21 protein-coding genes and 1 tRNA gene are annotated in these 20811 nt (G+C 32.1%); 14 read left to right on the top strand and 8 right to left on the bottom strand.

Annotation, left to right across the window (positions count from 1 at the left end):
* Positions 1 to 134 precede the first annotated feature (134 nt).
* Complete coding sequence (locus D1816_RS13330) at positions 135 to 1388, top strand: ABC transporter permease (protein WP_118503422.1); 1254 nt, start codon at positions 135 to 137, stop codon at positions 1386 to 1388.
* Between the two features lie 35 nt (positions 1389 to 1423).
* Here D1816_RS13330 and D1816_RS13325 read toward each other — a convergent pair whose 3' ends face one another.
* The 6 genes from D1816_RS13325 to D1816_RS13300 form a co-directional block, all read right to left on the bottom strand.
* On the bottom strand, positions 1424 to 1861 hold the full coding sequence (locus tag D1816_RS13325) for a retropepsin-like aspartic protease (protein WP_066317567.1): 438 nt from the start codon (positions 1859 to 1861) through the stop codon (positions 1424 to 1426).
* Positions 1858 to 4470 (bottom strand): CHAT domain-containing protein, encoded by a 2613-nt coding sequence (locus tag D1816_RS13320; RefSeq protein WP_158597710.1) that lies wholly within the window; start codon positions 4468 to 4470, stop codon positions 1858 to 1860. Before D1816_RS13320 ends, D1816_RS13325 begins: the two co-directional genes overlap by 4 nt.
* Positions 4451 to 6436 (bottom strand): PKD domain-containing protein, encoded by a 1986-nt coding sequence (locus D1816_RS13315; protein WP_118503418.1) that lies wholly within the window; start codon positions 6434 to 6436, stop codon positions 4451 to 4453. The genes D1816_RS13320 and D1816_RS13315 overlap by 20 nt, the downstream gene beginning before the upstream one ends.
* A gap of 130 nt (positions 6437 to 6566) precedes the next feature.
* Positions 6567 to 7790 carry a serine hydrolase gene (locus D1816_RS13310; RefSeq protein ID WP_118503416.1) on the bottom strand — a complete coding sequence of 408 codons (1224 nt, stop codon included), beginning with the start codon at positions 7788 to 7790 and terminating at the stop codon, positions 6567 to 6569.
* 176 nt (positions 7791 to 7966) lie between these two features.
* Complete coding sequence (locus tag D1816_RS13305) at positions 7967 to 9004, bottom strand: hypothetical protein (RefSeq protein WP_118503414.1); 1038 nt, start codon at positions 9002 to 9004, stop codon at positions 7967 to 7969.
* Between the two features lie 96 nt (positions 9005 to 9100).
* The gene (locus tag D1816_RS13300; protein WP_118503412.1) at positions 9101 to 9673 is read right to left on the bottom strand and encodes a hypothetical protein; all 573 of its coding nucleotides are present in this window, start codon (positions 9671 to 9673) and stop codon (positions 9101 to 9103) included.
* A gap of 105 nt (positions 9674 to 9778) precedes the next feature.
* On the opposite strand from D1816_RS13300, the gene D1816_RS13295 reads away from it, so the two are divergent.
* The 13 genes from D1816_RS13295 (at position 9779) to D1816_RS13235 (ending at position 18606) form a co-directional block, all read left to right on the top strand.
* Positions 9779 to 10366 carry an RNA polymerase sigma factor gene (locus D1816_RS13295; protein ID WP_118503410.1) on the top strand — a complete coding sequence of 196 codons (588 nt, stop codon included), beginning with the start codon at positions 9779 to 9781 and terminating at the stop codon, positions 10364 to 10366.
* Positions 10363 to 11127, top strand: a complete 765-nt coding sequence (locus D1816_RS13290) for a tol-pal system YbgF family protein (protein ID WP_118503408.1) — start codon at positions 10363 to 10365, stop codon at positions 11125 to 11127. Before D1816_RS13295 ends, D1816_RS13290 begins: the two co-directional genes overlap by 4 nt.
* Positions 11128 to 11396: 269 nt before the next feature.
* Positions 11397 to 11684, top strand: a complete 288-nt coding sequence (locus D1816_RS13285; RefSeq protein WP_066317543.1) for a hypothetical protein — start codon at positions 11397 to 11399, stop codon at positions 11682 to 11684.
* 70 nt (positions 11685 to 11754) lie between these two features.
* Complete coding sequence (locus D1816_RS13280; protein ID WP_118503406.1) at positions 11755 to 12543, top strand: TatD family hydrolase; 789 nt, start codon at positions 11755 to 11757, stop codon at positions 12541 to 12543.
* A gap of 28 nt (positions 12544 to 12571) precedes the next feature.
* Positions 12572 to 13606 (top strand): asparaginase, encoded by a 1035-nt coding sequence (locus D1816_RS13275; RefSeq protein WP_066317539.1) that lies wholly within the window; start codon positions 12572 to 12574, stop codon positions 13604 to 13606.
* Between the two features lie 69 nt (positions 13607 to 13675).
* Positions 13676 to 13763: transfer RNA gene (locus D1816_RS13270), tRNA-Ser, on the top strand.
* An 82-nt stretch (positions 13764 to 13845) separates the two neighbouring features.
* On the top strand, positions 13846 to 14646 hold the full coding sequence (locus D1816_RS13265) for a MotA/TolQ/ExbB proton channel family protein (protein WP_066317531.1): 801 nt from the start codon (positions 13846 to 13848) through the stop codon (positions 14644 to 14646).
* An 80-nt stretch (positions 14647 to 14726) separates the two neighbouring features.
* Positions 14727 to 15200 carry a hypothetical protein gene (locus tag D1816_RS13260; RefSeq protein ID WP_066317528.1) on the top strand — a complete coding sequence of 158 codons (474 nt, stop codon included), beginning with the start codon at positions 14727 to 14729 and terminating at the stop codon, positions 15198 to 15200.
* Positions 15201 to 15202: 2 nt separating this feature from the next.
* The gene (locus tag D1816_RS13255; RefSeq protein ID WP_066317526.1) at positions 15203 to 15811 is read left to right on the top strand and encodes a biopolymer transporter ExbD; all 609 of its coding nucleotides are present in this window, start codon (positions 15203 to 15205) and stop codon (positions 15809 to 15811) included.
* A gap of 23 nt (positions 15812 to 15834) precedes the next feature.
* A complete protein-coding gene (locus D1816_RS13250; RefSeq protein WP_066317524.1) occupies positions 15835 to 16317 on the top strand; it encodes a biopolymer transporter ExbD in 483 nt (160 codons plus the stop codon).
* Positions 16318 to 16651: 334 nt separating this feature from the next.
* A complete protein-coding gene (locus tag D1816_RS13245) occupies positions 16652 to 17260 on the top strand; it encodes a biopolymer transporter ExbD (RefSeq protein ID WP_118503402.1) in 609 nt (202 codons plus the stop codon).
* Between the two features lie 20 nt (positions 17261 to 17280).
* Positions 17281 to 17763, top strand: coding sequence for a biopolymer transporter ExbD (locus D1816_RS13240; RefSeq protein ID WP_118503399.1), 483 nt, complete (start codon positions 17281 to 17283; stop codon positions 17761 to 17763).
* A 132-nt stretch (positions 17764 to 17895) separates the two neighbouring features.
* Positions 17896 to 18606 carry a porin family protein gene (locus D1816_RS13235; protein ID WP_066317518.1) on the top strand — a complete coding sequence of 237 codons (711 nt, stop codon included), beginning with the start codon at positions 17896 to 17898 and terminating at the stop codon, positions 18604 to 18606.
* Here D1816_RS13235 and D1816_RS13230 read toward each other — a convergent pair.
* Complete coding sequence (locus tag D1816_RS13230; protein WP_118503397.1) at positions 18601 to 19206, bottom strand: hypothetical protein; 606 nt, start codon at positions 19204 to 19206, stop codon at positions 18601 to 18603. The genes D1816_RS13235 and D1816_RS13230 overlap by 6 nt on opposite strands.
* Positions 19206 to 20666: an RNA polymerase factor sigma-54 gene (rpoN, locus tag D1816_RS13225; protein WP_066317509.1), complete on the bottom strand. Its 1461-nt coding sequence runs from the start codon at positions 20664 to 20666 to the stop codon at positions 19206 to 19208. The genes D1816_RS13230 and rpoN overlap by 1 nt, the downstream gene beginning before the upstream one ends.
* Positions 20667 to 20811 lie beyond the last annotated feature (145 nt).

Genomic DNA, 20811 nt, shown 5'->3' with positions numbered 1-20811 from the left:
TTGTTTGTTGTAATTTGTAACAAAAATTAAAGGAAAACGTCCTATCTTTAAAATACCAGCGAAATCGTCTGTTTTCTTATCAGAAAATTTATGCCTAATAAGAGATATTAATTTTAATTTCAGTTAAGTAAGATATGCTAATTTATCTTAGAGTATTTAAAGAGAGTTTGAATTTTGCCATCAACGCGCTTAAAAATAATAAGTTGCGTACATTTCTTTCTTTACTAGGAGTGACTATTGGGATTTTCTCAATTATAGGCGTACTAGCCGCGGTCGATTCTTTAAAACAAGAGATCAAAGGTAGTATTAGCTCGCTAGATAATAGTACAATTTATCTAATGCGTTTTTCGTTTGGTCCTACATCAATACCGCAATGGAAACGAGAGCAGTTTCCTGATGTTACTTTTGAAGAATATCAGTATATTAAAAGAACAATGCCCGAATTAAGAGCTACGAGTTTTACGCTTAATGTTACGCCAGAAACTATAAAATATCAAGATGAAAGTATTAGTAATGTAGATATTGCGCCAGTAACAAATGATTATTATGATATTGAAGAGTTACAGGTTGTAAAGGGTAGGTTTTTTAATGAACAAGAATCTGTTGGTGGTGCTCCTGTAATTGTTATAGGTGATGAGATTGCTAATAGCTTATTTGGTTCGGCCGACCCGGTCGGGAAAAAAGTTCGATTGTATGGACGAAAGTTTACAGTTATTGGAGTACTTCAAAAAGAGGGGAGTGGACTTTTTGGAAATAGTAAGGATACCATGATTATATTGCCTGTGAATATGGTTAGAAAGATTTATGGAGATAATAATAAGTCTTCTTTTCCGGCTATTATTATAAAACCAGAATCAGATACAGATGTTCAAGAATTTATAGCTGTTTTGAAACAAAAGGTGCGTACATATAGAGGTTTGAAACCAGATCAGATAGATAATTTTTTTGTAAACCAACTACAGGGGTTTACTGATTTTATAGATAATATTACGGGTACAATGTCAAAAATAGGTGGGTTTATAGGGATGTTCTCTTTATTGGTTGGTGGTTTTGGAATCGCTAATATTATGTTTGTCAGCGTGAAAGAAAGAACTAACCTAATCGGAATACAAAAAGCACTAGGAGCCAAGCGAAGATTTATATTATTTCAGTTTTTATTTGAAGCTATAATTCTTGCTATTTTTGGGGGATTAATCGGACTCTTTTTGGTCTGGTTGATATCAATTTTAGCGTCTAATTTCACAGGTGATTTTGAATTTATACTGTCTAGTTCTAATATGTTTTGGGGTATGTTTTCTTCTACCATAATTGGATTAATCGCTGGGATTTTACCCGCAATATCTGCATCTAAACTAGATCCAGTTGAAGCAATAAGAACAGGTATGTGATTTTTCTAATAATAGCAACCGTAGTTTGGTAACTATTATTTTAAATATAAACACGTTCGCTCATAATCAATTATAGCTTTTCCTCGTTTAAGAATATCAGCTCCAATAATACCATCTACAGGTTCTGCTTGATGTGCAATTAAAGCTGTATTGACATGATTTAAATCAAATAAAACTAGCGATATTCTTTTTCTAGACCATTTTCCAATTTGGATAGTATTTTTTTTGGAAACTTGTGTGAGCATATCTGTAGCACCAGCGCCAGCAGCTAATACGTCGCTGTCTTGTGCAAATAAGTTGAATTTTTCTACTGCCTCAAAACCAACGCAAGAGTTGGATGCTCCTGTATCTAAAATAAAGTTGCCCTCAATACCATTTAACGTAGCCTTGATTTCAAAATGATTTGTTTTGGTAAAAACTAACTTTATTGGTTTGTATTCTTTTTGAGTTAAAAATTTTCGAAGTGTGTTCATTTTTTATTTTGAAGAAACTTGTGTAAAAATAGAACAATTAATAAGAATACAATAATGCCAATACAATACCAGATGTAAAGTGATGAATGTCTTTGATCCTCGATTGAACCATAATATACGAAAGCAGCCCAATAATATGGGGATTTTTGAATATTGGATAGGTTTTTTTGGTTAAGGTATTCTAATTTTGCTTGGTGTAGTGATTTAGCTTTTAAGTTAGAATTGTTCAGGTTTTTATAAAAGCTGTTCATAAGCTGTGCTGTTGTTTTATCATTTACTTTCCAAAGTGAAAAAAGAACATTTTCTATTCCTGCATATTGAAAACCTCTACTAATACTGATTGGGCCTTCTCCTTTTGAAAGTCTCCCGATGCCAGTTTCGCATGCGCTTAATACTACTAATTCGGCTGAAAGTGATGAAGAGTATAATTGGTTTACAAAAATATCTTGATTTCTAAATTTAATGGCTGCAGGAACTAAAAAACTACCTGGAGTTGCATGGGTGGATAAATGTATGATATTGTGCTGTTCTGCTTTTTTAAGAAAGTTTTTATAAGTTGCTTGTTCGTTTTGCAAAAAATCACCTTTAAAATATTGCTGAATTGATTCACTTTCATAAACGGAATTAGGTAATGCAATTTCTGTTTTTTCGAATACAGGAAAAACACCTAAAATGCTGTTGTTTGTATTGTGTTTGGTAGTTGATCTTATATATTTTTTTGCAGAAATTTCATAACTGACTTCGGTAGAAGTGAGTAAAAAAGGCATGTCCTGAAAAATATAAGTATCTACAGGTCTTGTAAGTAGCGTTTCAAAGGGGATGAAATTTAAGAAACTATCAGGGATGATTATTAGTTTATCAGTATTTGTAGGAATCTTTAGAGCCCTTAGAACTTCATAACTATTCTTTGTGAAGCGTTTAATGTCGTCTTTGATTTTTGAGGCATTATCAAAAAAATCGATATAAGATCTAATAGTTTTTTTGAAATCTTCAGAGTTTTCAATTTTACTGACTTCAAAATGATTATGGTGTATTTTGAATTGATAAATGTTTTGGTTTCCATAGAAATATTCAATCAGTACAATGTTATCTTCTTTAATTTTTTTTTGAAGGTCAGAAATAGAGATAGTTTTTTGATGATCCAGTAATATGGGGTATTTGTATTCAAGTTTTTTTGAAAGCTCTTTTAATGCTATTGATTTTGTGTTGTAAGCAGTAGTGAGTTCGTGAATTTTAACAATATTAGCATTTTGACCTTGTAGTTTTTCTCTTAAAATTAATGTTTCTTGAGTGGCAATTTCTTGAGTCAATTGCTTTTTTTTGAGCACCAAAGAATCATTTTTATACCGAGATAATATTTTTTTTGATACTAAAGCTTCGTTTACAAAAGGGGCTTTGGATTGTTCGGCGGCTAGAAATGCTTTTTCAATATACTTTTCATTATTTGTCTTGTGGTGTAGTAAAAATAGCAGATCAATATAAGATTCAGTTCTATTTCTGTTTTGACTATGTTGTAAAATTCTAGTTTCTTGTAGTGGGTAAAGCAGGTCTAATTTTGTGTTTACGACAAATGCTAAATCATAAGATTGAATAGCTTTAATTGATTGCCCGGTCCGCTCGTAAATATAGGATTGAATATCAAGAGCTTTAAGAAGTACTCTATCGGCTATTAGGTTTTTTTCAAGAGGTAGTTTACTTGTTTCAGTGTATTCTGGTAAGAGCGTGGTATAAATTTCGGTTAATACTTTTTGAATCTCTGTAAATTCTGATTTAGATAATAAAATATCAATGTAAGCTAATTGCCATTTGGCAAGATCCCTTGTAGATGTGTTTTTATTTTCTAATAATCGATTCTTTGCTTTATTGATATAATTTTTTGCGCGTTCTATATCTTTTTTTTCTAGTGCTATGGCCGCAAGAATTTGGTATGCATTAATTTGATTAGGTGCAATGGTGATTATTTGTTGTGCTAACTCTTGCGCTTGGTTATAATTTTTGAGTGCTAACTGGTTTGTGGCAAGGTTAGTAAGAAGGTTAGGATTGTTAGAATCAATTTCTAGACCTTTATATAATAGTTGTATAGCTTTTTGATACTGCTTTTTGTTATTGTATACGATCGAAAGATTTGTAATTCCTGAAACTACCTTAGACTTGTTTTGATTTTGTTCTGCTAAATATAAATAGCTTTTTATAGTACTGTCTGCTTTTTCTAAATCTCCTATTTTGATGTATAAGTTTCCAAGAGGTTTTAGACAGTTCTCTATAATATCATAATTCGATAGGGTATTGTCGGAGTATGTTTTCCATGATATTTCATAATGATGAATAGCAGCAGGTAGATTGCCAAATTTGTTTAGATAAAATCCCAAATTAGCATGCGTGATCACCCATGCAAGTTGATCTGTTTTGGTATGTAGTTTTTGTTTTTTAGAATTAATAAGTTTATCTAAACGTAAAGCGCTGGATGAAGTGGGGTTTTGTAAAAAATAATCCAACTGATTGTATAAAAAATCAGACGTTTTATGCTGCGTTTGAGCTTGAGTTGGATTCCCTATGAACCATGCAAAACCAATAGATAAAAAAAATATTTTAAAATTTCCAAATTCCATAAAATTGAATTTGAGAGTTTGGACTATCAAAATTGTACACATATCTAATGCCTAAACTAGGTCCAATTCTAACAGTTCCTAAATTTATACCGATAAACACTCCTGTTTGTAGGTTAGTAAAACTATCATCGATTTCTTCAGCGTTAAAAGAGTTAAGGTCTGGATTTGGTCTTTCATTTCCATTCTGGATGATTTGAAAACCTGTTCCGTTGGTTTCACGATCATTGTTTAAAGTAGCATCAATTTTTAGCTGAATACCAGTTCCAATAGCCATAAAATTATTGAGATTATACCGAATCGATCCAGGTACAGCATAAATAGAAGTTGTATTAAAATTATTGGATTCTCTGAATCTAATAAGATTTACTGTTCCGTCGGCTTGAACGTTTCTTGTCTCAAAATCTCGAGTTTCATTGTAAGATCCAGAAGAAAAAAATAATTCTGCCTGATAATATGCTTTGTATGATTTGAAAGGTGATATTGTGGCACCTAAAAAATACTCTTTATAGTTATTTAGATTAGGAGATGTAATATACCCAGCTTTTGCTCCGATAGAGATCCCGGGCATAAAACGAGTAGTAGCATAATTGGTTATAATGGGTTCATTTTTATCAAAAAAAATTGCTGTTCTACTTTTTGTTTTTTTCTTGTGAAAATCATTGCCAAATTTCATAGAATATTTTACGAATCCTTTTGTAGAATCAATTTCGGAGACGTTTTTTTGTTGGCTTCCTGGGAGATAAATTTTGTTAAATTGAAAGATGATTTTGTCTTTTTGTAAAGTAGTGTCTAAACAACTATAATTCACCTCTTTTTCTTTTGGACAAATTGGGCAATCAGGATACATGCCGTCAATTCGTAAAGTAGATTTGTCAAACATTTCTGGAGTGTCAACTTCTAATCTTATTGTATTGGCAGGGCCTTCTCCATTGTTTTGAAAACGCACTTTAAATTTTAACCTTTTAAATCTCACTAATCTATAATTCATAAGCCAACCATTAGAAGACATTTTATTGGGATCATGAGAAGTTACGATTTCCATTTCGGTGTCTTTTACGGTGTGGTTGTCAAAATTTTCATCAGGAACATAGATACTACGTAAAGTTACAATAGCACTAGTGTCTTTAATCATTTCGGGAGTGGTTCTTAGCGTTCTAAAAATGTTCCGTTCTTCACCAGGTTTCATATTATTAAACTCAATCATCTGGTGGTTTCGATATAGCGCTTTAGACTCTTCTAAAGTAAGAGGGAGATTTTTTCTTTTGGTGCTGTCTTGAATAAACGTTCTTTTATGCGATGTTACAAAATCATCAAGAGATGCTAAAAGCGTATGTTGATCGTTTGAGTAATTTTGTGCTGCCGATAGAGCATCTAATGTTGTTATGCGCTCACCATGATACATTCTTGTGTCTTCTAAGATAAAATTGTCATTTTTAAATTGATTGTCATTGTAGAATAGGTATAATTTCCCACTAGAAACATAATTAGAAGTGTTTTTATAACTCGTTATTAAAATCATTTCCTGATCTGGAATGGGTTCACGATTTCGTTTTAAAATTAGATCTTGATCTTCTGTAAAAGGAGAGATAACGTTTTGTAGAGTAGCTTCGTCGTTGATCTTACCGATTGAAACAGATTGAGGTCTGCTAGATGGTGGTTTTCCGTTATCATAATTGTTAGTAGCCCAAAGTCTAGTTGTATAGGTTCCAGATTTATTGTACTTGTGTTCTGGTTTTTCTTTAAAACTATAGTTGCCATCACCCATTTCCCAATAGTATGTATAAAATGCCTTAGGAGCGCCAGCAATTTGATTTAGAGGCGGCATTTGAGCATTATACATGACTTGATTTCCTTGGATTTCATAAGATATAGGTGCAAATCTTGTTATGGTGTCATTAACTAAGATTTGCCCAAAACACGCAAAAGGAAATGCTATAATCCAATATATACTAATGAACCCCTTCATATTTGTTAGTTGTTACTAAAGATAAGTAAAAAGTTAAACTGTAAAATTCTGGGAGAATACATCCCCCAGAATATGAGTTGAGATATTAAATTTTTGATATGTGTTTTTGTATTCGAATATTTAATCCGAATTATTGCCAAGCATTGTTGTAAGCGTCATAAATCATTTGTCTTAGATTTGTATTATTGTTTAGAGTAACTCCCCTACAATTCATTACAACAACACAATCAATGCCATTAATTGGAAACATAACCATTTGTGTAAGCACTCCTTTGGATAGGGTTTGATTACTGTTTGTACCAATAGATCCACCTTTTCCATAATAATTACCATGGATTTCATCTGCTAGATCAGCTCGATCCATTCCAATTCGATGTAATTTCATTATTGCTCTTTGGTTTTGATTAACCAATATTTCAGAGTGTTCAAAGAATGCAATTACTTTAGCCATTTCAATTGTTGTCATATAATATCCACCACCTCCGGCTTTATTGTTCCAATCACTATATACAAGTCCATTGGCATTAGTATTTATATCATTTACATTGTAATATAAGGTTACTATATCTTCAGGTTCTGGAGAACAACCAACATCTGGAAGTGATATTCTGTCGAAAATGTTTTGCTGCATGTATTGAATGTATTTAGATCGAGTATCTGTATCACTATTAATATCGATTGTTGGGGCATTTGGTAGTGCGCTCCAAAGTGATGGTATAAGTACTCGGTATAAAGCAAAATTTACATTAAGGTAGCTGTAGTTTTTAGAATTTATTACTCCTGTTCGTATGCAAACAGCAAGACCTTGGTACCCTAGAGTTGCATTAAAATTGTTATTAGAGCTTTCTAGTCCTGATCGATGTGTCAATAAATCTTTGAAAGTAAGGTCGCTTACTCCTGGTCCTTGAGGCCAAGACGACGGAAGCCATTCTGATATCTTATCATCTATAGTTAGATTATTAGTTTCGAGCAATTGCATAACCGCAATGGCGGTATAGAATTTTGTGACGCTTGCTACGTTTATTTCTTTATCCAAAGTAAAATCTAATGCTCCGTCTGCAGCTGTTCTAGCTTGACCGTAGCTATTTGACCTAGCTAGATTTCCGTTTTCGCTTATTGTATAGGACCAACCTACAGGAGTATTACCGCCTGAATTTACATAATTTATAATGTTTTGTTCAAAAAGATTAATATCGAAAACCGGTCCATTGGTTTGTAAGTCATTTATAGAGTCATCTGTTTCACAACTTGCCAAAATGAAAATGCTTAAAAAAAGTATTAACGGCTTTGATAATAATTGTTTTGCAAACCTATTATGATTTGATAGAGTGAATAAGGTTTTTAAAGTTTTCATAATACTTGGATTTTGTGTTTATATCCTTATATCAAAAACATAATTGTTTTGTTACCCTTTTTTAGATATAAAAAATTCCGAGAGATAAATCCTCTCGGAATTTAGACTAGAACCTGTTGTAACCCCCGTTAAACTAATAAACATATTCTAGCATCTTAGACATCATATTTTTAGATTTATGGTAACTCATTAATTAAATCAATTAATTGTGATTCTGTTGCAGTACTGGTTGTTTCTATTACTTCTATATGATCCTCTTCTATAACCACTTCTTGGATTGCATATACATATTCTGAGTTTTGAACAGAAACAAAGATTATATGTGCTTCTAAGCCAATTGGGATTAATCCATAATGTTCAGAGAATAATTCGGTTTCTGGATCGTAGATATCTAGTAATGCAAGGGCAGTAGGTTCACCGTCATAAGAAATGTATACATTGCAATTTGTGTTGTCGTACCCTTCAGGAACATCAACTTGTAGTAGCGTTTTTGGTCTAGGGTCATTATACCATCGATCAATATTAGTCCACCCAAAATTGCTAATAAAACCTCCGTAACCATTTACTACACCTCCATCGGGTCCTTCTCTTTGTATTGGCTCTAAGTCAGCTTCTTCATCTTCCTCCCACACGATATCGCATTCGAATTCATCATCACAATTATTGTTCTGACCATTAAAAAGAGTCATCTCATTATCAAATGTTTCAGCAGGAGCAATTAATTGAAACGCATTGGCAAGTTCTAATTGTTCTCCTGCTTGAGTAGCATTTATATAAAATTCTCCTCCAGATATTAATGTTTCTACATCTCCATTAGGACGTTTGCCGTTTGTTGGCATTTTGGTTAATAACATCTTTGCTTTATCATAAATTTCTACAAGCTCAATAGCAACATTTCCAGTAACAGGAATTCCATTTTGATCAACAAAGCTATTGGCAGGAAAGTATAATATAGTTCCTTCGGTTCCATAAACTTCTGAATTAGCACTCCCGTTTATATCGACAATTTGTTTGGCTTCATTTCGATTTTCAATAATTTCTGCTTTAAATTCTAATCCATCGCGAGTTTCTACAGGTGGATTATCATTGTCATCGTTTGTATTACAGCTTCCTAGAAAAAGAATAGATAGCGTTAAAAACATAAAATTGACTATTTTGTATTTTGTATTCCTAGTATTATTGGATACTGTGATTGTTGTATTTTTTGTTTTCATAATATTGAATTTTAATAGTTATACCTTTATATCAGAGGTTATTGTTTTTTGTTACCCTTTATTAGAACTATTTTTTATGCTTAATGAGATTGCCAATTATTCAAAGGGGATTTCAAGTATGTTTTTAATTTCTTGATAAGACATTTTTGTATAATCCAGAGAGGATTTTGAGGCCTGATCTTGTGGTATTATTACATACCTGTATTGTTGCAGAAAATCGTTTGTTCCTATAATTTCTGCAGAATTTATACGAACTTCTATTTTTCCAGAAGAAGCATTAAATAAATATGATAGTCGTGTAGAACCTACACCGACAGTTATTGGTAATTGATAGACTCTGATCCCATTATTGGTGTCAAAAAATCTTCCGTACACCAAAATGATTCCAGAATTAAGGATTTCAGCATTGATCTCAGGTGCATCAAACGTAAAAGATGTATTTACGCTTGTTATATTATCACTTAAACCAGTGTTGATCCATTCAGAATAGATGATGTTTGCTGTTCCTGATTCTCCTGTATTTCCTTGTAAACCTTGTTCTCCTTGTGGTCCGATTGCTCCATCTTCTCCCTCACATGAAAGTACAATAAAAGACACTGTAAAAAATAAGAGTAGTTTTGTTAGGTAGTGTGTTGATGTATGGAGCTTGTGGTTTTTAATAATTTTCATGATGCTTTAATTTTATTATTTACACCCCTATATCAACTACTTTGATTTTTTGTTACCATTATTTGTTTAAACTTTTTTTAAATTAGTTCCTGCAACTAATCATTTATGTCCAATTCTAAACTACATTCTGATCAAAAATATATCGAGGCTCTTTTAAAAAATGATACCCGACTTTTGGTAGAGATTTATGAGAAATTTGTTCCTAAGGTTGTGGGGTACATAAAAAAAAATAATGGAGATGAATCAAAAGCTCAAGATATTGTACAGGAAACTTTAATGACTATATATAAGCAAGCAAAAGAAAACCGATTACAGCTAACCTGTCCTTTTGATGCTTATTTCTTTTTATTATGTAAACGAAAGTGGTTAAACGAGTTAAAAAAACTTTCTGGTAAAGAGGTAACAATTAATGAAGAGGTTGTATCTATAGATGATGAGAGTGTTCGTTTTGCAGATGAAACCGAAATTTTTAATGCAAAACATGAACTTTTTACAGAGATGTTTAATCTACTTGGTAATGCATGTAAGGAATTACTAAAAATGACATTTACAATCAAATCTATGGAAGAAGTAGCGCTAAAGCTAGGAAAATCATATGGGTACGTTCGTAAAAAGAAATCATTATGCATTGGGCAATTAACTAAGTTGGTTCAAAACGCTCCTAAGTATAATCAAATACAAGATTTGCTATGACCCCAGAAGAAAAATATGATTTGTTTGATCGATATTGTACTCAACAGTTAACAATAAATGATCAAAAAAGGCTAGATAAATTAGTCAAAGAAGATACTGCTTTTGCAAAAGAATTTAGATTGTATCAAGATTTGCATTTGCATATAGAGGTAAGTAGTACTTCAGAAAAAGAACAAAAAGCGTTAGAAAATAACTTAAAACATATTGGTGATAATTTCTTTTCAAAGCGCAAAGAAGAAGTAAAACAAAGTCATAAAGATATTACTAAGCAACCCAAAGTAATTCGAATACCCCGTTGGACATATGCAATAGCGGCAAGTGTAGCTATTATAATAGGAGTTTACTTTTTAACCCCGTCTGACCCTGTATATAAGGATTTTGTTGATATTCCTGAATTATCACTAACAGAAAGAAGTGGGGGGGAGGTTTACATTAAGAAAGCAGAAGAAGCTTTTAATGAAAGAAAATATGATGTTGCTGCAGATAATCTTTTTGCTTTGTTGCAGAAAGATATAAATAACTCAGAATATCAGTTCTATTATGGAATTTCATTATTAGAATTGAATAGGTATCCTGAAGCAAAAAATGTTTTTCAAAAACTGTATCAAGGGGATTCTTTGTTTAAGTACAAAGCACTTTGGTTTGAGGCCTTAGCTGAGTTAAAGCAGAAAAAGTACAGCCGATGTAGAACATTGCTTAAAAAACTTCCTAAAACCGCAGAAGATTATCAAAATGCTCAAAAACTATTGAACAAATTGTAAAATTGTTTTTTATTCAGAATTAAGGAAAAAAAATTCTACGTAAAATATTCTACAGGTTTACTACAGAATTCTTTTCGACACTTGCTATATGGTGTTCATGATCAATGAATTATAATCTTGCTTTAGTGCTAAATACTTAAAAAACATTATTTGTTGAATTGTTAATCAATTTGTTAATTAACGATGTTTTTAACATTGTAAAGATCGAAATTTGTAATGTATTGTAGGTGAATGCTACTAAGTTTTAAGAATAATTAAAATTACAAGTTATGAGAGCACATAAGCATATACAAGCAATTGATAAAGAACAAATACAATTTTTAAATTTCCCAAAACAAGAGGTTTTAGACAATAAAATGGATATGCATAATAGATGCCTGAATTTAAAAAGAGCAATGAGTTTAGGTAATTTAGAGCACGAAAAAGTTAAGATTACTTTTGTTGATGATAATGGTGCAAAAAAAGTAGAAACTACTGTTTGGGGGATTACCGAAAAATCTGTAATTCTTAAACAATCTACTATTATACCTCTTCAAAGAATTATTAGTGTAAATTAATCTTTTTTCTAGAGCATAATATCTCTTACATGTATCCTTGTCGATTATAAAATTTATTTATTTTTGCGAGATGATACTTACCGATACCCACACCCATATTTATAGCGAATCCTTTGATGATGATCAAGATGAAATGATGCAACGAGCTATAGCAAATGGGGTTACTCGTTTTTTTGTTCCTGCAATTGACTCTGCATATACCCAATCAATGTATAATATAGAATCAAAATATCCTGAAAATGTATTTTTGATGATGGGGTTGCATCCAACTCATGTGAAAGAAAATTATAGAGAAGAATTACATCATGTAGAAGAAGAGTTAGAAAAACGGTTTCAAAATCAAGAAGAGAAAAAGTTTTTTGCTGTAGGCGAAATAGGTATAGATTTATATTGGGATAAAACACTTTTAGAATTTCAAAAAGAAGCCTTTAAATTTCAAATTAAATTGGCAAAGAAATATAGTTTACCTATTGTAATTCATTGTAGAGAGGCTTTTGAAGAAGTTTTTGAGGTTTTAGAATCAGAAAAGGCAGATGATTTATTTGGTATTTTTCATTGTTTTACAGGCACAATAGAGGATGCAAAGCGTGCAATAGATTACAATATGAAATTAGGTATTGGTGGAGTGGTGACTTTCAAAAATGGTAAAATAGATAGGTTTTTGGATCAAATATCTTTAGATCATATTGTGTTAGAAACAGATTCACCTTATTTAGCTCCAACACCATATCGCGGTAAACGTAACGAAAGCTCTTATTTGATCAATGTACTAAATAAACTTGCAGAAGTATATCAGATATCAGCAGAAGAAATAGCCGAAATCACAACTAAAAACTCTAAAGACGTTTTTGGTATATAAAGTGTATTAAATTTCGTTCATTTGCGATATGAATACTACACCAAACATATTGCTGATTTACACTGGTGGTACCATTGGTATGATCAAAGATTTTGAAACAGGAGCATTAATAGCTTTTGATTTTGATGAGTTGTTGTTGAAAATACCCGAGTTGCGACAACTGGATTGCACAATTAGCACAATTAGTTTTCAAACTCCTATAGATTCCTCAGACATGAATGTCGAACGATGGAAAGAATTAGGCAATATTATTAATGACAATTACGCCAATTATGATGGTTTTGTTGTGTTGCATGGTAGCGATACAATGTCATATACAGCTTCGGCTATAAGTTTTATGTTTGAAAACTTGACCAAACCTATCATTTTTACAGGTTCTCAATTACCAATTGGTGATTTGAGAACTGATGCTAAAGAAAATTTAATTACTGCTATACAAATTTCTGCTTTACAAAAGAAGGGTAAGCCTGTGGTTACAGAAGTTGGACTTTATTTTGAATATAAATTGCTAAGAGCTAATAGAACTACAAAAATTAATGCAGAACATTTTGAAGCTTTTCAGTCAATGAATTACCCTGCACTGGTAGAGTCTGGAGTTCATTTAAAAGTGAATACATCTTTTTTAAGATCGGTAAATAGGCGCAAAAAAATGGTTTATCATACCCATTTTGATAATAATATTGTCGTTTTAAAACTTTTTCCAGGGATTAATGAAAATATAGTTCGACATATTTTTTCTTCAGATGATGTAAAAGGCATAATTCTTGAGACTTATGGATCAGGAAATACAACCACAAAAAAATGGTTTATTTCAATTATTTCTGATGCCATAAAGAAGGGGATTCCTGTAGTAAATGTAACACAATGTTCGGGAGGAAGTGTAGAAATGGGGAAATATGATACTAGTGTAGCGTTAAAAAAAGTTGGTGTAATTTCTGGGAAAGACATAACAACCGAGGCTGCACTCGCTAAATTAATGTATTTGTTAGGAGAAAATTTACCTCTTAAAGTGCTCAAAACCATTTATGAAACTTCTCTGCGAGGGGAAATGTCAGAAAATTAACGCCTCAAATTTTAGTACTTAACATTTTTTTTGTTATTTGCCCATCCCTAAATTTATAGGGAATAGTGAAGAGAGGTGGCCGAGTGGTCGAAGGCGCACGCCTGGAAAGTGTGTATACGTCAAAAGCGTATCGAGGGTTCGAATCCCTTCCTCTCTGCAATATATTTAAATTTTTGAAAGAATATATATTATTTTTATATCTTTAACCCTTTAACTAATTAAAATTAAGATTCAGCGCAATGAAAAGATTATTTTCTATTCTGGCAATCGTAGCGGTAACAGCTTTTGGAAACTTACAAGCATCTACTGCACCAGCCCAGTTATTAACGGCAAATGTGCAATTATTAATTGCTCCTATAACTACGACAACAATACAAGATGTGGCAGCCGATGCTACAGAAGAGTTATCCTTCCATCAAAACCTTAAAAAGCGTTTTATAGAAGGAGGACCTGAATTTATGGGAATCGTACTTTTATGTTTGATTCTAGGTCTGGCGATTGCAATTGAAAGAATTATCTTTTTAAATCTTTCTACAACAAACACTAAGAAATTACAACAAAATGTTGAAGATGCACTTAACAGTGGTGGTGTTGAAGCAGCTAAGGAAGTTTGTAGAAATACAAAAGGACCAGTTGCATCAATTTACTATCAAGGTCTTGATAGAGCAGACGAGAGCATAGATGCTGCAGAGAAGGCAGTTGTTGCTTACGGAGGTGTTCAAATGGGACAGTTAGAGAAAAATGTATCATGGGTTTCTTTATTTATCGCTCTTGCACCAATGCTTGGTTTCATGGGAACGGTAATAGGTATGATTCAAGCATTTGATAAGATTGAAGCTGCAGGAGATATGCAACCTTCACTTGTAGCAGGAGGTATTAAAGTAGCACTTCTTACTACAGTATTTGGACTTATTGTTGCAATTATTCTTCAAATATTTTACAACTATATCGTTGCAAAAATTGATAGAATTGTAAATGATATGGAAGACGCTTCGATTACGTTAATCGATATGTTGGTAGCTTACAAAAACAAAAAATAATAACAGTTTACCTACAGAAAAGTAAATCGTTATTGTTTATTATGAGTGCGGTAAGCATTCCAAATTAAAAAATAAGACACATGAAAATTTCTAAAATATTATCATATGTTGTAATGGCAATTGGTATCATCGGAGCAATCCTTTGGTATGTAATGAGTAGTTCAATTAGTGATTTAATGGATCAAAATGGTGTTTCTGAAGCTAGAGAACTTCCTTTAGAATTGGCTAGCCCATCAGTAGATCCTTTATATAGTCTTACATTGATTATCTTTGTAGTTACTATTATTGCTACCTTAATTGCTGTATTTTCAACATTGGCAAAAAACCCTGCAGGTCTTAAAAATGCTGCTATAGGTATAGTTGCTTTCTTAATTATCGTTGGTATCGGTTTTGCGCTTGCAACAGGTGTAGAAACCCCAATGAAAGATGGTGAAGTACTTTCTGCTAGTGGATCTAAATGGGTAGGAACTGGATTATATGCATTTTATGTTTTGGCTGCAGTTGCAGTTGGACTAATGTTTTTCTCTGGTATTAAAAAACTAATAGGTAAATAATTATGGCAAGAAGATCAGCACCAGAAGTTAATGCAGGATCTATGGCAGATATAGCATTCTTACTTCTTATATTCTTCCTGGTTACTACTACTATTGAAACGGATAGCGGTATTAGCCGTAAGCTTCCTCCACCACAGGAGGATAATGTTGAACCACCAGTTCTTAAACAAAAAAATATTTTTGTGGTAGAGCTGAACAAGAATAATGATTTGTTAGTGGAAGAAGCTCCGATGGAATTAAAGGATCTTCGTGAAGCAGCAATCAAATTCTTAGATAATGGTGGTGGTACAGGAGATGAAGCTTGTAAATTCTGTCAAGGTGATAGAGATCCATCTTCATCAGATAATCCTACTAAAGCCGTAATCTCTCTGCGTAATAATAGAGAAACTAATTATCAAACGTATATAGCTGTTCAAAATGAATTGGTTGCAGCATATACAACATTACGTAATAGAGAAGCACAACGTCTTTTTGGTAAAACTTTCGTAGAGATGGAAAAAAACCTAAAAGATGTGAACTATACAGGTAGTAAAGTATCACTTAAGGAAGATATAAAAACGATACAGTTTATGTTCCCAGAGAAACTCTCTGAGGCAGAACCAAAGAAATAAGTAATAACAAAAACAAAATTCTTATGTCTAAGTTTAACAAGAAAAAAAGTGGTGAATTACCAGCGATTTCTACAGCTTCATTACCGGATATTGTATTTATGTTATTATTCTTTTTTATGGTTGCGACAGTAATGCGTCAAAATACATTGATGATTGAGAATAAGTTACCACAAGCCGATCAAATAGAGAAGCTTGATAAAAAAGATTTGGTAATGTATATATATGCAGGTAAACCTAGTTCAAGATACAGTGCAAGTGCTGGTAACCAAGCTAGAATTCAACTTAATGATAAGTTTGCCGAAGTTGCAGATATCAAAGCGTTCATATTAGCCGAAAGAGCTGCTAAAAGAGAAGAATTAGTACCTTTCTTAACTACTGCTTTAAAAGTTGATGGTAATACTAATATGGGACTTGTAGGTGATATCAAAAAAGAATTAAGAGAAGTACAAGCGCTGAAGATTAACTATACAACCAGAACCGGAGAGGCTGTTAACAATATTGAATAGAATCTACGGTACTTCATCTTATTATAATATTAGATTAAAATCCCACCAAAAGGTGGGATTTTTTATGATTTTCATTTTTATTCCTTTGATTTTTAAAAAGTGGTATAACAATTGTTGTTGTTTTAATAATTGTGATCTAACATTTTAGTATCAATATCTAGCCATCCAAAGTGATATTGAATTATATGTAGATAATCCCAGTTTTTATTTGAAATAGACACCTTACTAACCTACCAACCTGTCGTTTTCAATAGTCTCTTCTAAATCATTCTTGTCACTTATAGTCACAATTAGTTGATTCTGTAAGTAATTATTAATTAAATATATATTTATTATGGCAAGAAGATCAGCACCAAGTGTAAATGCAGGTTCTATGGCGGACATTGCGTTTTTATTACTCATCTTTTTTTTGGTTACAACAACTATTGAGACGGATTATGGGATATCCAGAAAACTTCCACCACCAATAGACGATCCTGTAGATAATGTTATCCGAAAAAGAAACATCTTTACTGTAGAATTAAATCAATTGAATGAGCTTTTAGTAGAAGGCGAGAAAATGGATGTCACAGCGCTTAAGAATGCGGCTATCGCATTTTTAGATAATGGAGGTGGTACAGGAGAGTTAAGTTGCTCTTATTGTAAAGGAGAGCATGATATACACTCTTCTGATAACCCAGATAAGGCTGTAATATCAGTTGTTAATAATCGTAAGACCAATTATGAAACATACATTACCGTTCAAAATGAATTGGTAGGGGCTTATACAATTTTGCGTAACAGAGAGGCAATTAGATTATTTGGTACTTCATTTCAAGAACTCGAAAGGAATTTAAAGAATACAACAAATAGTGTTGACAGGAAAGATTTAAGAGAAAAGATTAAAAAAATACAATCTATGTTTCCAGAAAAAATTTCTGAAGCAGAACCAGTATTTCAATAATAATTTAATTCTCTAGTCTTATGTCTAAATTTAAAAATAAGAAAGGTACACAGTTACCAGAAATTTCAACTGCTTCATTACCCGATATCGTGTTTATGTTATTGTTTTTCTTTATGGTAGCTACAAAAATGCGAAAAGATACTCTAATGATTAAAAATGAGCTGCCTTATGCGGACCAAGTAGAAAAACTTGATAATAAAAGTTTGATTATGAATATATATGCTGGTAAACCTAGTTCAAGGTATAAGAATGTCGGAACAGAAGCAAGAATTCAACTAAATGATAAATTTGCCGAGATTAAGGATATTAAAGCATTTATTTTAGCAGAAAGAGCATCTAAGCCTGATGAGTTGGTTCCATTTTTAATAACATCCTTAAAGGTAGATAAAGATACTAATATGGGATTGGTAGGAGATATTAAAAAAGAATTAAGAGAGATACAGGCTCTTAAAATTAATTACACTACTAGAAAAGGAATGGCTACAGATAATTTAAGGCCATAATATTAGTAGGGTAGTACAATTGAGTAAGGTCTAAAACAAAAAGTGTGTTTTGGGCCTTACTCACAATGTGATAGTTGTTTTTTTTAAAGTTTACCTATTTTTTGAGGAAATAAATTTACTTTAGTGATCTGTATGAAGAATGTATTTTTATTTGTTCTATGTTTTATTTCTGCCTTGAGTTGCTTCGGACAAGAAATTGATGTAAACCAGGAAGAAAAAAAGGTTTTAGATTCATTGTATCGAGAGGATCAATTTTACGTAGCCGTTACGTATAACTTTCTTTTAAACACGCCTAGTGGTTTTAGTCAATCTGATTTTTCTGGAGGAATACATATGGGATATACTAGAGATATGCCAATAAATAAGAGACGAAACATTGCCATAGGATTGGGATTGGGATATTCTGTAAATCTATTTAACCATAATCTGTTTATAGGAGAAGAAGAGAATACAGAACAAAGTATTTTTAATCGTTTAAATGGAGTTGATTTTAAAAGAAATAGATTTAACACACATTTAGTCGAAGCTCCTCTTGAATTTAGATGGAGAACATCGGTGCCAGAGACGCATAAGTTTTATCGAATTTATACAGGTTTAAGAGTAGGGTATCTGTATCATTTTAGCTCTAACTTTGATCAAGGTGATTTACAAGTTAGGCAAACAAAAATTGACGAATTAGAACGATGGCGGTTTGGGGCTACATTTACTTTTGGGTGGAATACCTTTAATTTTCACTTTTACTATAGCTTAAATACGCTATTTGATAAAAATGCATTGATCGATGATAGTGATAAAGTTAATTTGAATCCTGTTAAGGTCGGATTGATCTTTTATATTTTATAACCAAAAATTTACAAGAGTTAGTTGCGGAATTATCCCAATTAAAAAACCTAATATCAACTCCAAATTTGTATGAGCTTTATAGTGTAATCGAGAGGTCGCTACTAGTCCATTGGCAATCATAAGAGATGTAATAAGTAGTATTAAATTCATTCCAAAATGAATACTTAATGCTATTGTAAACATAGTTACAGCACTTATGCCAATCATATGTATGCTAGCTTTTACATTAAATAAAACCATAAAAATAGAAGTAAGAATAGAAAATAAAACTCCTAAAAAGAAAAAATAGAGTTCTGGATGGTGATAAATGTCTACGATCAATTTTATAACAACAATTAACAACAAGGCTTGGAGTAATAATGGAATTTTACGTTGTTTGACTGTTGCTAAACGAACCGAAGTAATTGCTCCAATACTTTTAAGGAAAAAAAATAAGACAATCGGAATTAAAATGGTCATTACTACTACTCCAAAAATTTTTGCTTGTACAATGTTTTCCGGGATAAATCTTGGCGCAGCAGAGAAATAAATTATTGCGCCCACTAGAGGCATCAATAAAGGATGTAAAATGTAAGAAATACTTTTTAGAAAAAAATTCATTAAATTTTCTTTCGTAACCGCGCAACTGGAATTTCTAATTGTTCCCGATATTTAGCTACAGTTCTTCTAGCAATAGGATATCCTTTTTCTTTTAGGATTTTGGCAAGTTTTTCATCTGTTAATGGCTTTTTCTTGTCTTCTTCGCCTATTGTTATTTCTAGTATTTTTTTTATTTCTCTTGTAGAAACCTCTTCACCTTGATCATTTGTCATGGATTCTGAAAAGAACTCTTTAATGAGCTTAGTGCCATAAGGAGTATCTACATATTTACTATTAGCTACACGAGAAACTGTACTAACGTCCATGTCAATTTCGTCAGCAATATCCTTTAGGATCATTGGTCTTAAAGTACGTTCATCGCCACTAAGAAAATAACTCTTTTGATAGTGCATTATTGCACTCATAGTGATAAAAAGTGTTTGTTGTCTTTGTTTGACAGCTTCTATAAACCATTTAGCAGCATCTAACTTTTGTTTGATAAAGATTACTGCATCTTTTTGAGATTTAGATTTTTCTTTACTGGCTTTGTAGCCTTGTAGCATGTTATTGTATTCTCTAGAAACGTGAAGTTCCGGAGCATTACGCCCATTTAGAGTAAGTTCTAGGTCGCCTTCAACAATTCTTATAGTAAAGTCAGGCACTACATGTTCTATCATCCTATTGTTACCTGCATAAGCTCCTCCTGGTTTAGGATTAAGGTGCTCAATTTCATCTATTGCTTCTTTTAACTGATCTTCTGTGATGTCAAATTTGGCCAAAAGTTTATCATAATGCTTTTTGCTAAAATGGTCAAAAGCCTTTTTCAGTATTTCTGAAGCTAATTTTATAGGTATTGTAGTTTCTTTTCTGTCCAATTGGATCCATAGGCACTCTTGTAGGTTACGTGCTCCAACACCAGCAGGATCTAATTGGTGTACAACTTTTAAGATGCTTTCGATTTTTTCTTCAGTAGTGTAAACGTTTTGTGTAAACGCCAAGTCATCAAGAATGTCAGACAGGGATCTTCTTATGTATCCGCTTTCATCTACACTGCCAACAAGAAATTCTGCTATTTCTCGCTCTTCTTCATCAAATCTATAGGTGTTTAGTTGATTTATTAAGTGTTGTCGAAATGATGTGCCAGAAGCATAGGGTACACTTTTTTCTTCATCATCATTGCTATAATTATTTGAACTTAATCTATAGCTCGGAATTTCATCATCACTTAAATATTCGTCTACATTGATTTCGGTTTCAATTTTCTCATTACCATAATCATCATCTGCTGCATTTTCATTACTAAAAGCATCATCATATTCGTCTGCTTTATCTTTACCGCTATCTAATGCGGGATTTTCTTCCATCTCTTGTTTTAATTTTTGTTCAAAAGCTTGTGTAGGCAATTGAATCAGCTTCATAAGTTGAATTTGCTGAGGAGATAGTTTTTGAGAAAGCTTAAAATTTAGTTGTTGTTTTAGCATAAAAATATCAATGTTCTTCTACTCACAAAAATAAACAAAAAAACAGTGTTTTTATGAAAGTATAAGATGGTTAGTTTATTATAAAAAAGCAGTTAAATCTGTCTTGTTTTTTTAGTAACAATAATGATTTTGTCTTTGCATTTAT

Origin of the sequence: Aquimarina sp. AD10, from assembly GCF_003443715.1 — a bacterium.
Taxonomy (GTDB): domain Bacteria; phylum Bacteroidota; class Bacteroidia; order Flavobacteriales; family Flavobacteriaceae; genus Aquimarina; species Aquimarina aggregata.
Note: the sequence above shows the minus strand (reverse complement) of the source record. Positions and strands in the feature narration are given on the sequence as shown.

What these genes read in the sequence shown, in the direction of transcription:
- D1816_RS13320 (WP_158597710.1), bottom strand. Translation starts at nt 4,470, where the DNA reads ATGGAATTTGGAAATTTTAAAATATTTTTTTTATCTATTGGTTTTGCA.
- D1816_RS13235 (WP_066317518.1), top strand. Translation starts at nt 17,896, where the DNA reads ATGAAGAATGTATTTTTATTTGTTCTATGTTTTATTTCTGCCTTGAGT.
- D1816_RS13240 (WP_118503399.1), top strand. Translation starts at nt 17,281, where the DNA reads ATGTCTAAATTTAAAAATAAGAAAGGTACACAGTTACCAGAAATTTCA.
- D1816_RS13330 (WP_118503422.1), top strand. Translation starts at nt 135, where the DNA reads ATGCTAATTTATCTTAGAGTATTTAAAGAGAGTTTGAATTTTGCCATC.
- D1816_RS13290 (WP_118503408.1), top strand. Translation starts at nt 10,363, where the DNA reads ATGACCCCAGAAGAAAAATATGATTTGTTTGATCGATATTGTACTCAA.
- D1816_RS13260 (WP_066317528.1), top strand. Translation starts at nt 14,727, where the DNA reads ATGAAAATTTCTAAAATATTATCATATGTTGTAATGGCAATTGGTATC.
- D1816_RS13280 (WP_118503406.1), top strand. Translation starts at nt 11,755, where the DNA reads ATGATACTTACCGATACCCACACCCATATTTATAGCGAATCCTTTGAT.
- D1816_RS13310 (WP_118503416.1), bottom strand. Translation starts at nt 7,790, where the DNA reads ATGAAAACTTTAAAAACCTTATTCACTCTATCAAATCATAATAGGTTT.
- D1816_RS13300 (WP_118503412.1), bottom strand. Translation starts at nt 9,673, where the DNA reads ATGAAAATTATTAAAAACCACAAGCTCCATACATCAACACACTACCTA.
- D1816_RS13245 (WP_118503402.1), top strand. Translation starts at nt 16,652, where the DNA reads ATGGCAAGAAGATCAGCACCAAGTGTAAATGCAGGTTCTATGGCGGAC.
- rpoN (WP_066317509.1), bottom strand. Translation starts at nt 20,666, where the DNA reads ATGCTAAAACAACAACTAAATTTTAAGCTTTCTCAAAAACTATCTCCT.
- D1816_RS13305 (WP_118503414.1), bottom strand. Translation starts at nt 9,004, where the DNA reads ATGAAAACAAAAAATACAACAATCACAGTATCCAATAATACTAGGAAT.
- D1816_RS13250 (WP_066317524.1), top strand. Translation starts at nt 15,835, where the DNA reads ATGTCTAAGTTTAACAAGAAAAAAAGTGGTGAATTACCAGCGATTTCT.
- D1816_RS13265 (WP_066317531.1), top strand. Translation starts at nt 13,846, where the DNA reads ATGAAAAGATTATTTTCTATTCTGGCAATCGTAGCGGTAACAGCTTTT.
- D1816_RS13255 (WP_066317526.1), top strand. Translation starts at nt 15,203, where the DNA reads ATGGCAAGAAGATCAGCACCAGAAGTTAATGCAGGATCTATGGCAGAT.
- D1816_RS13230 (WP_118503397.1), bottom strand. Translation starts at nt 19,206, where the DNA reads ATGAATTTTTTTCTAAAAAGTATTTCTTACATTTTACATCCTTTATTG.
- D1816_RS13295 (WP_118503410.1), top strand. Translation starts at nt 9,779, where the DNA reads ATGTCCAATTCTAAACTACATTCTGATCAAAAATATATCGAGGCTCTT.
- D1816_RS13315 (WP_118503418.1), bottom strand. Translation starts at nt 6,436, where the DNA reads ATGAAGGGGTTCATTAGTATATATTGGATTATAGCATTTCCTTTTGCG.
- D1816_RS13275 (WP_066317539.1), top strand. Translation starts at nt 12,572, where the DNA reads ATGAATACTACACCAAACATATTGCTGATTTACACTGGTGGTACCATT.
- D1816_RS13325 (WP_066317567.1), bottom strand. Translation starts at nt 1,861, where the DNA reads ATGAACACACTTCGAAAATTTTTAACTCAAAAAGAATACAAACCAATA.
- D1816_RS13285 (WP_066317543.1), top strand. Translation starts at nt 11,397, where the DNA reads ATGAGAGCACATAAGCATATACAAGCAATTGATAAAGAACAAATACAA.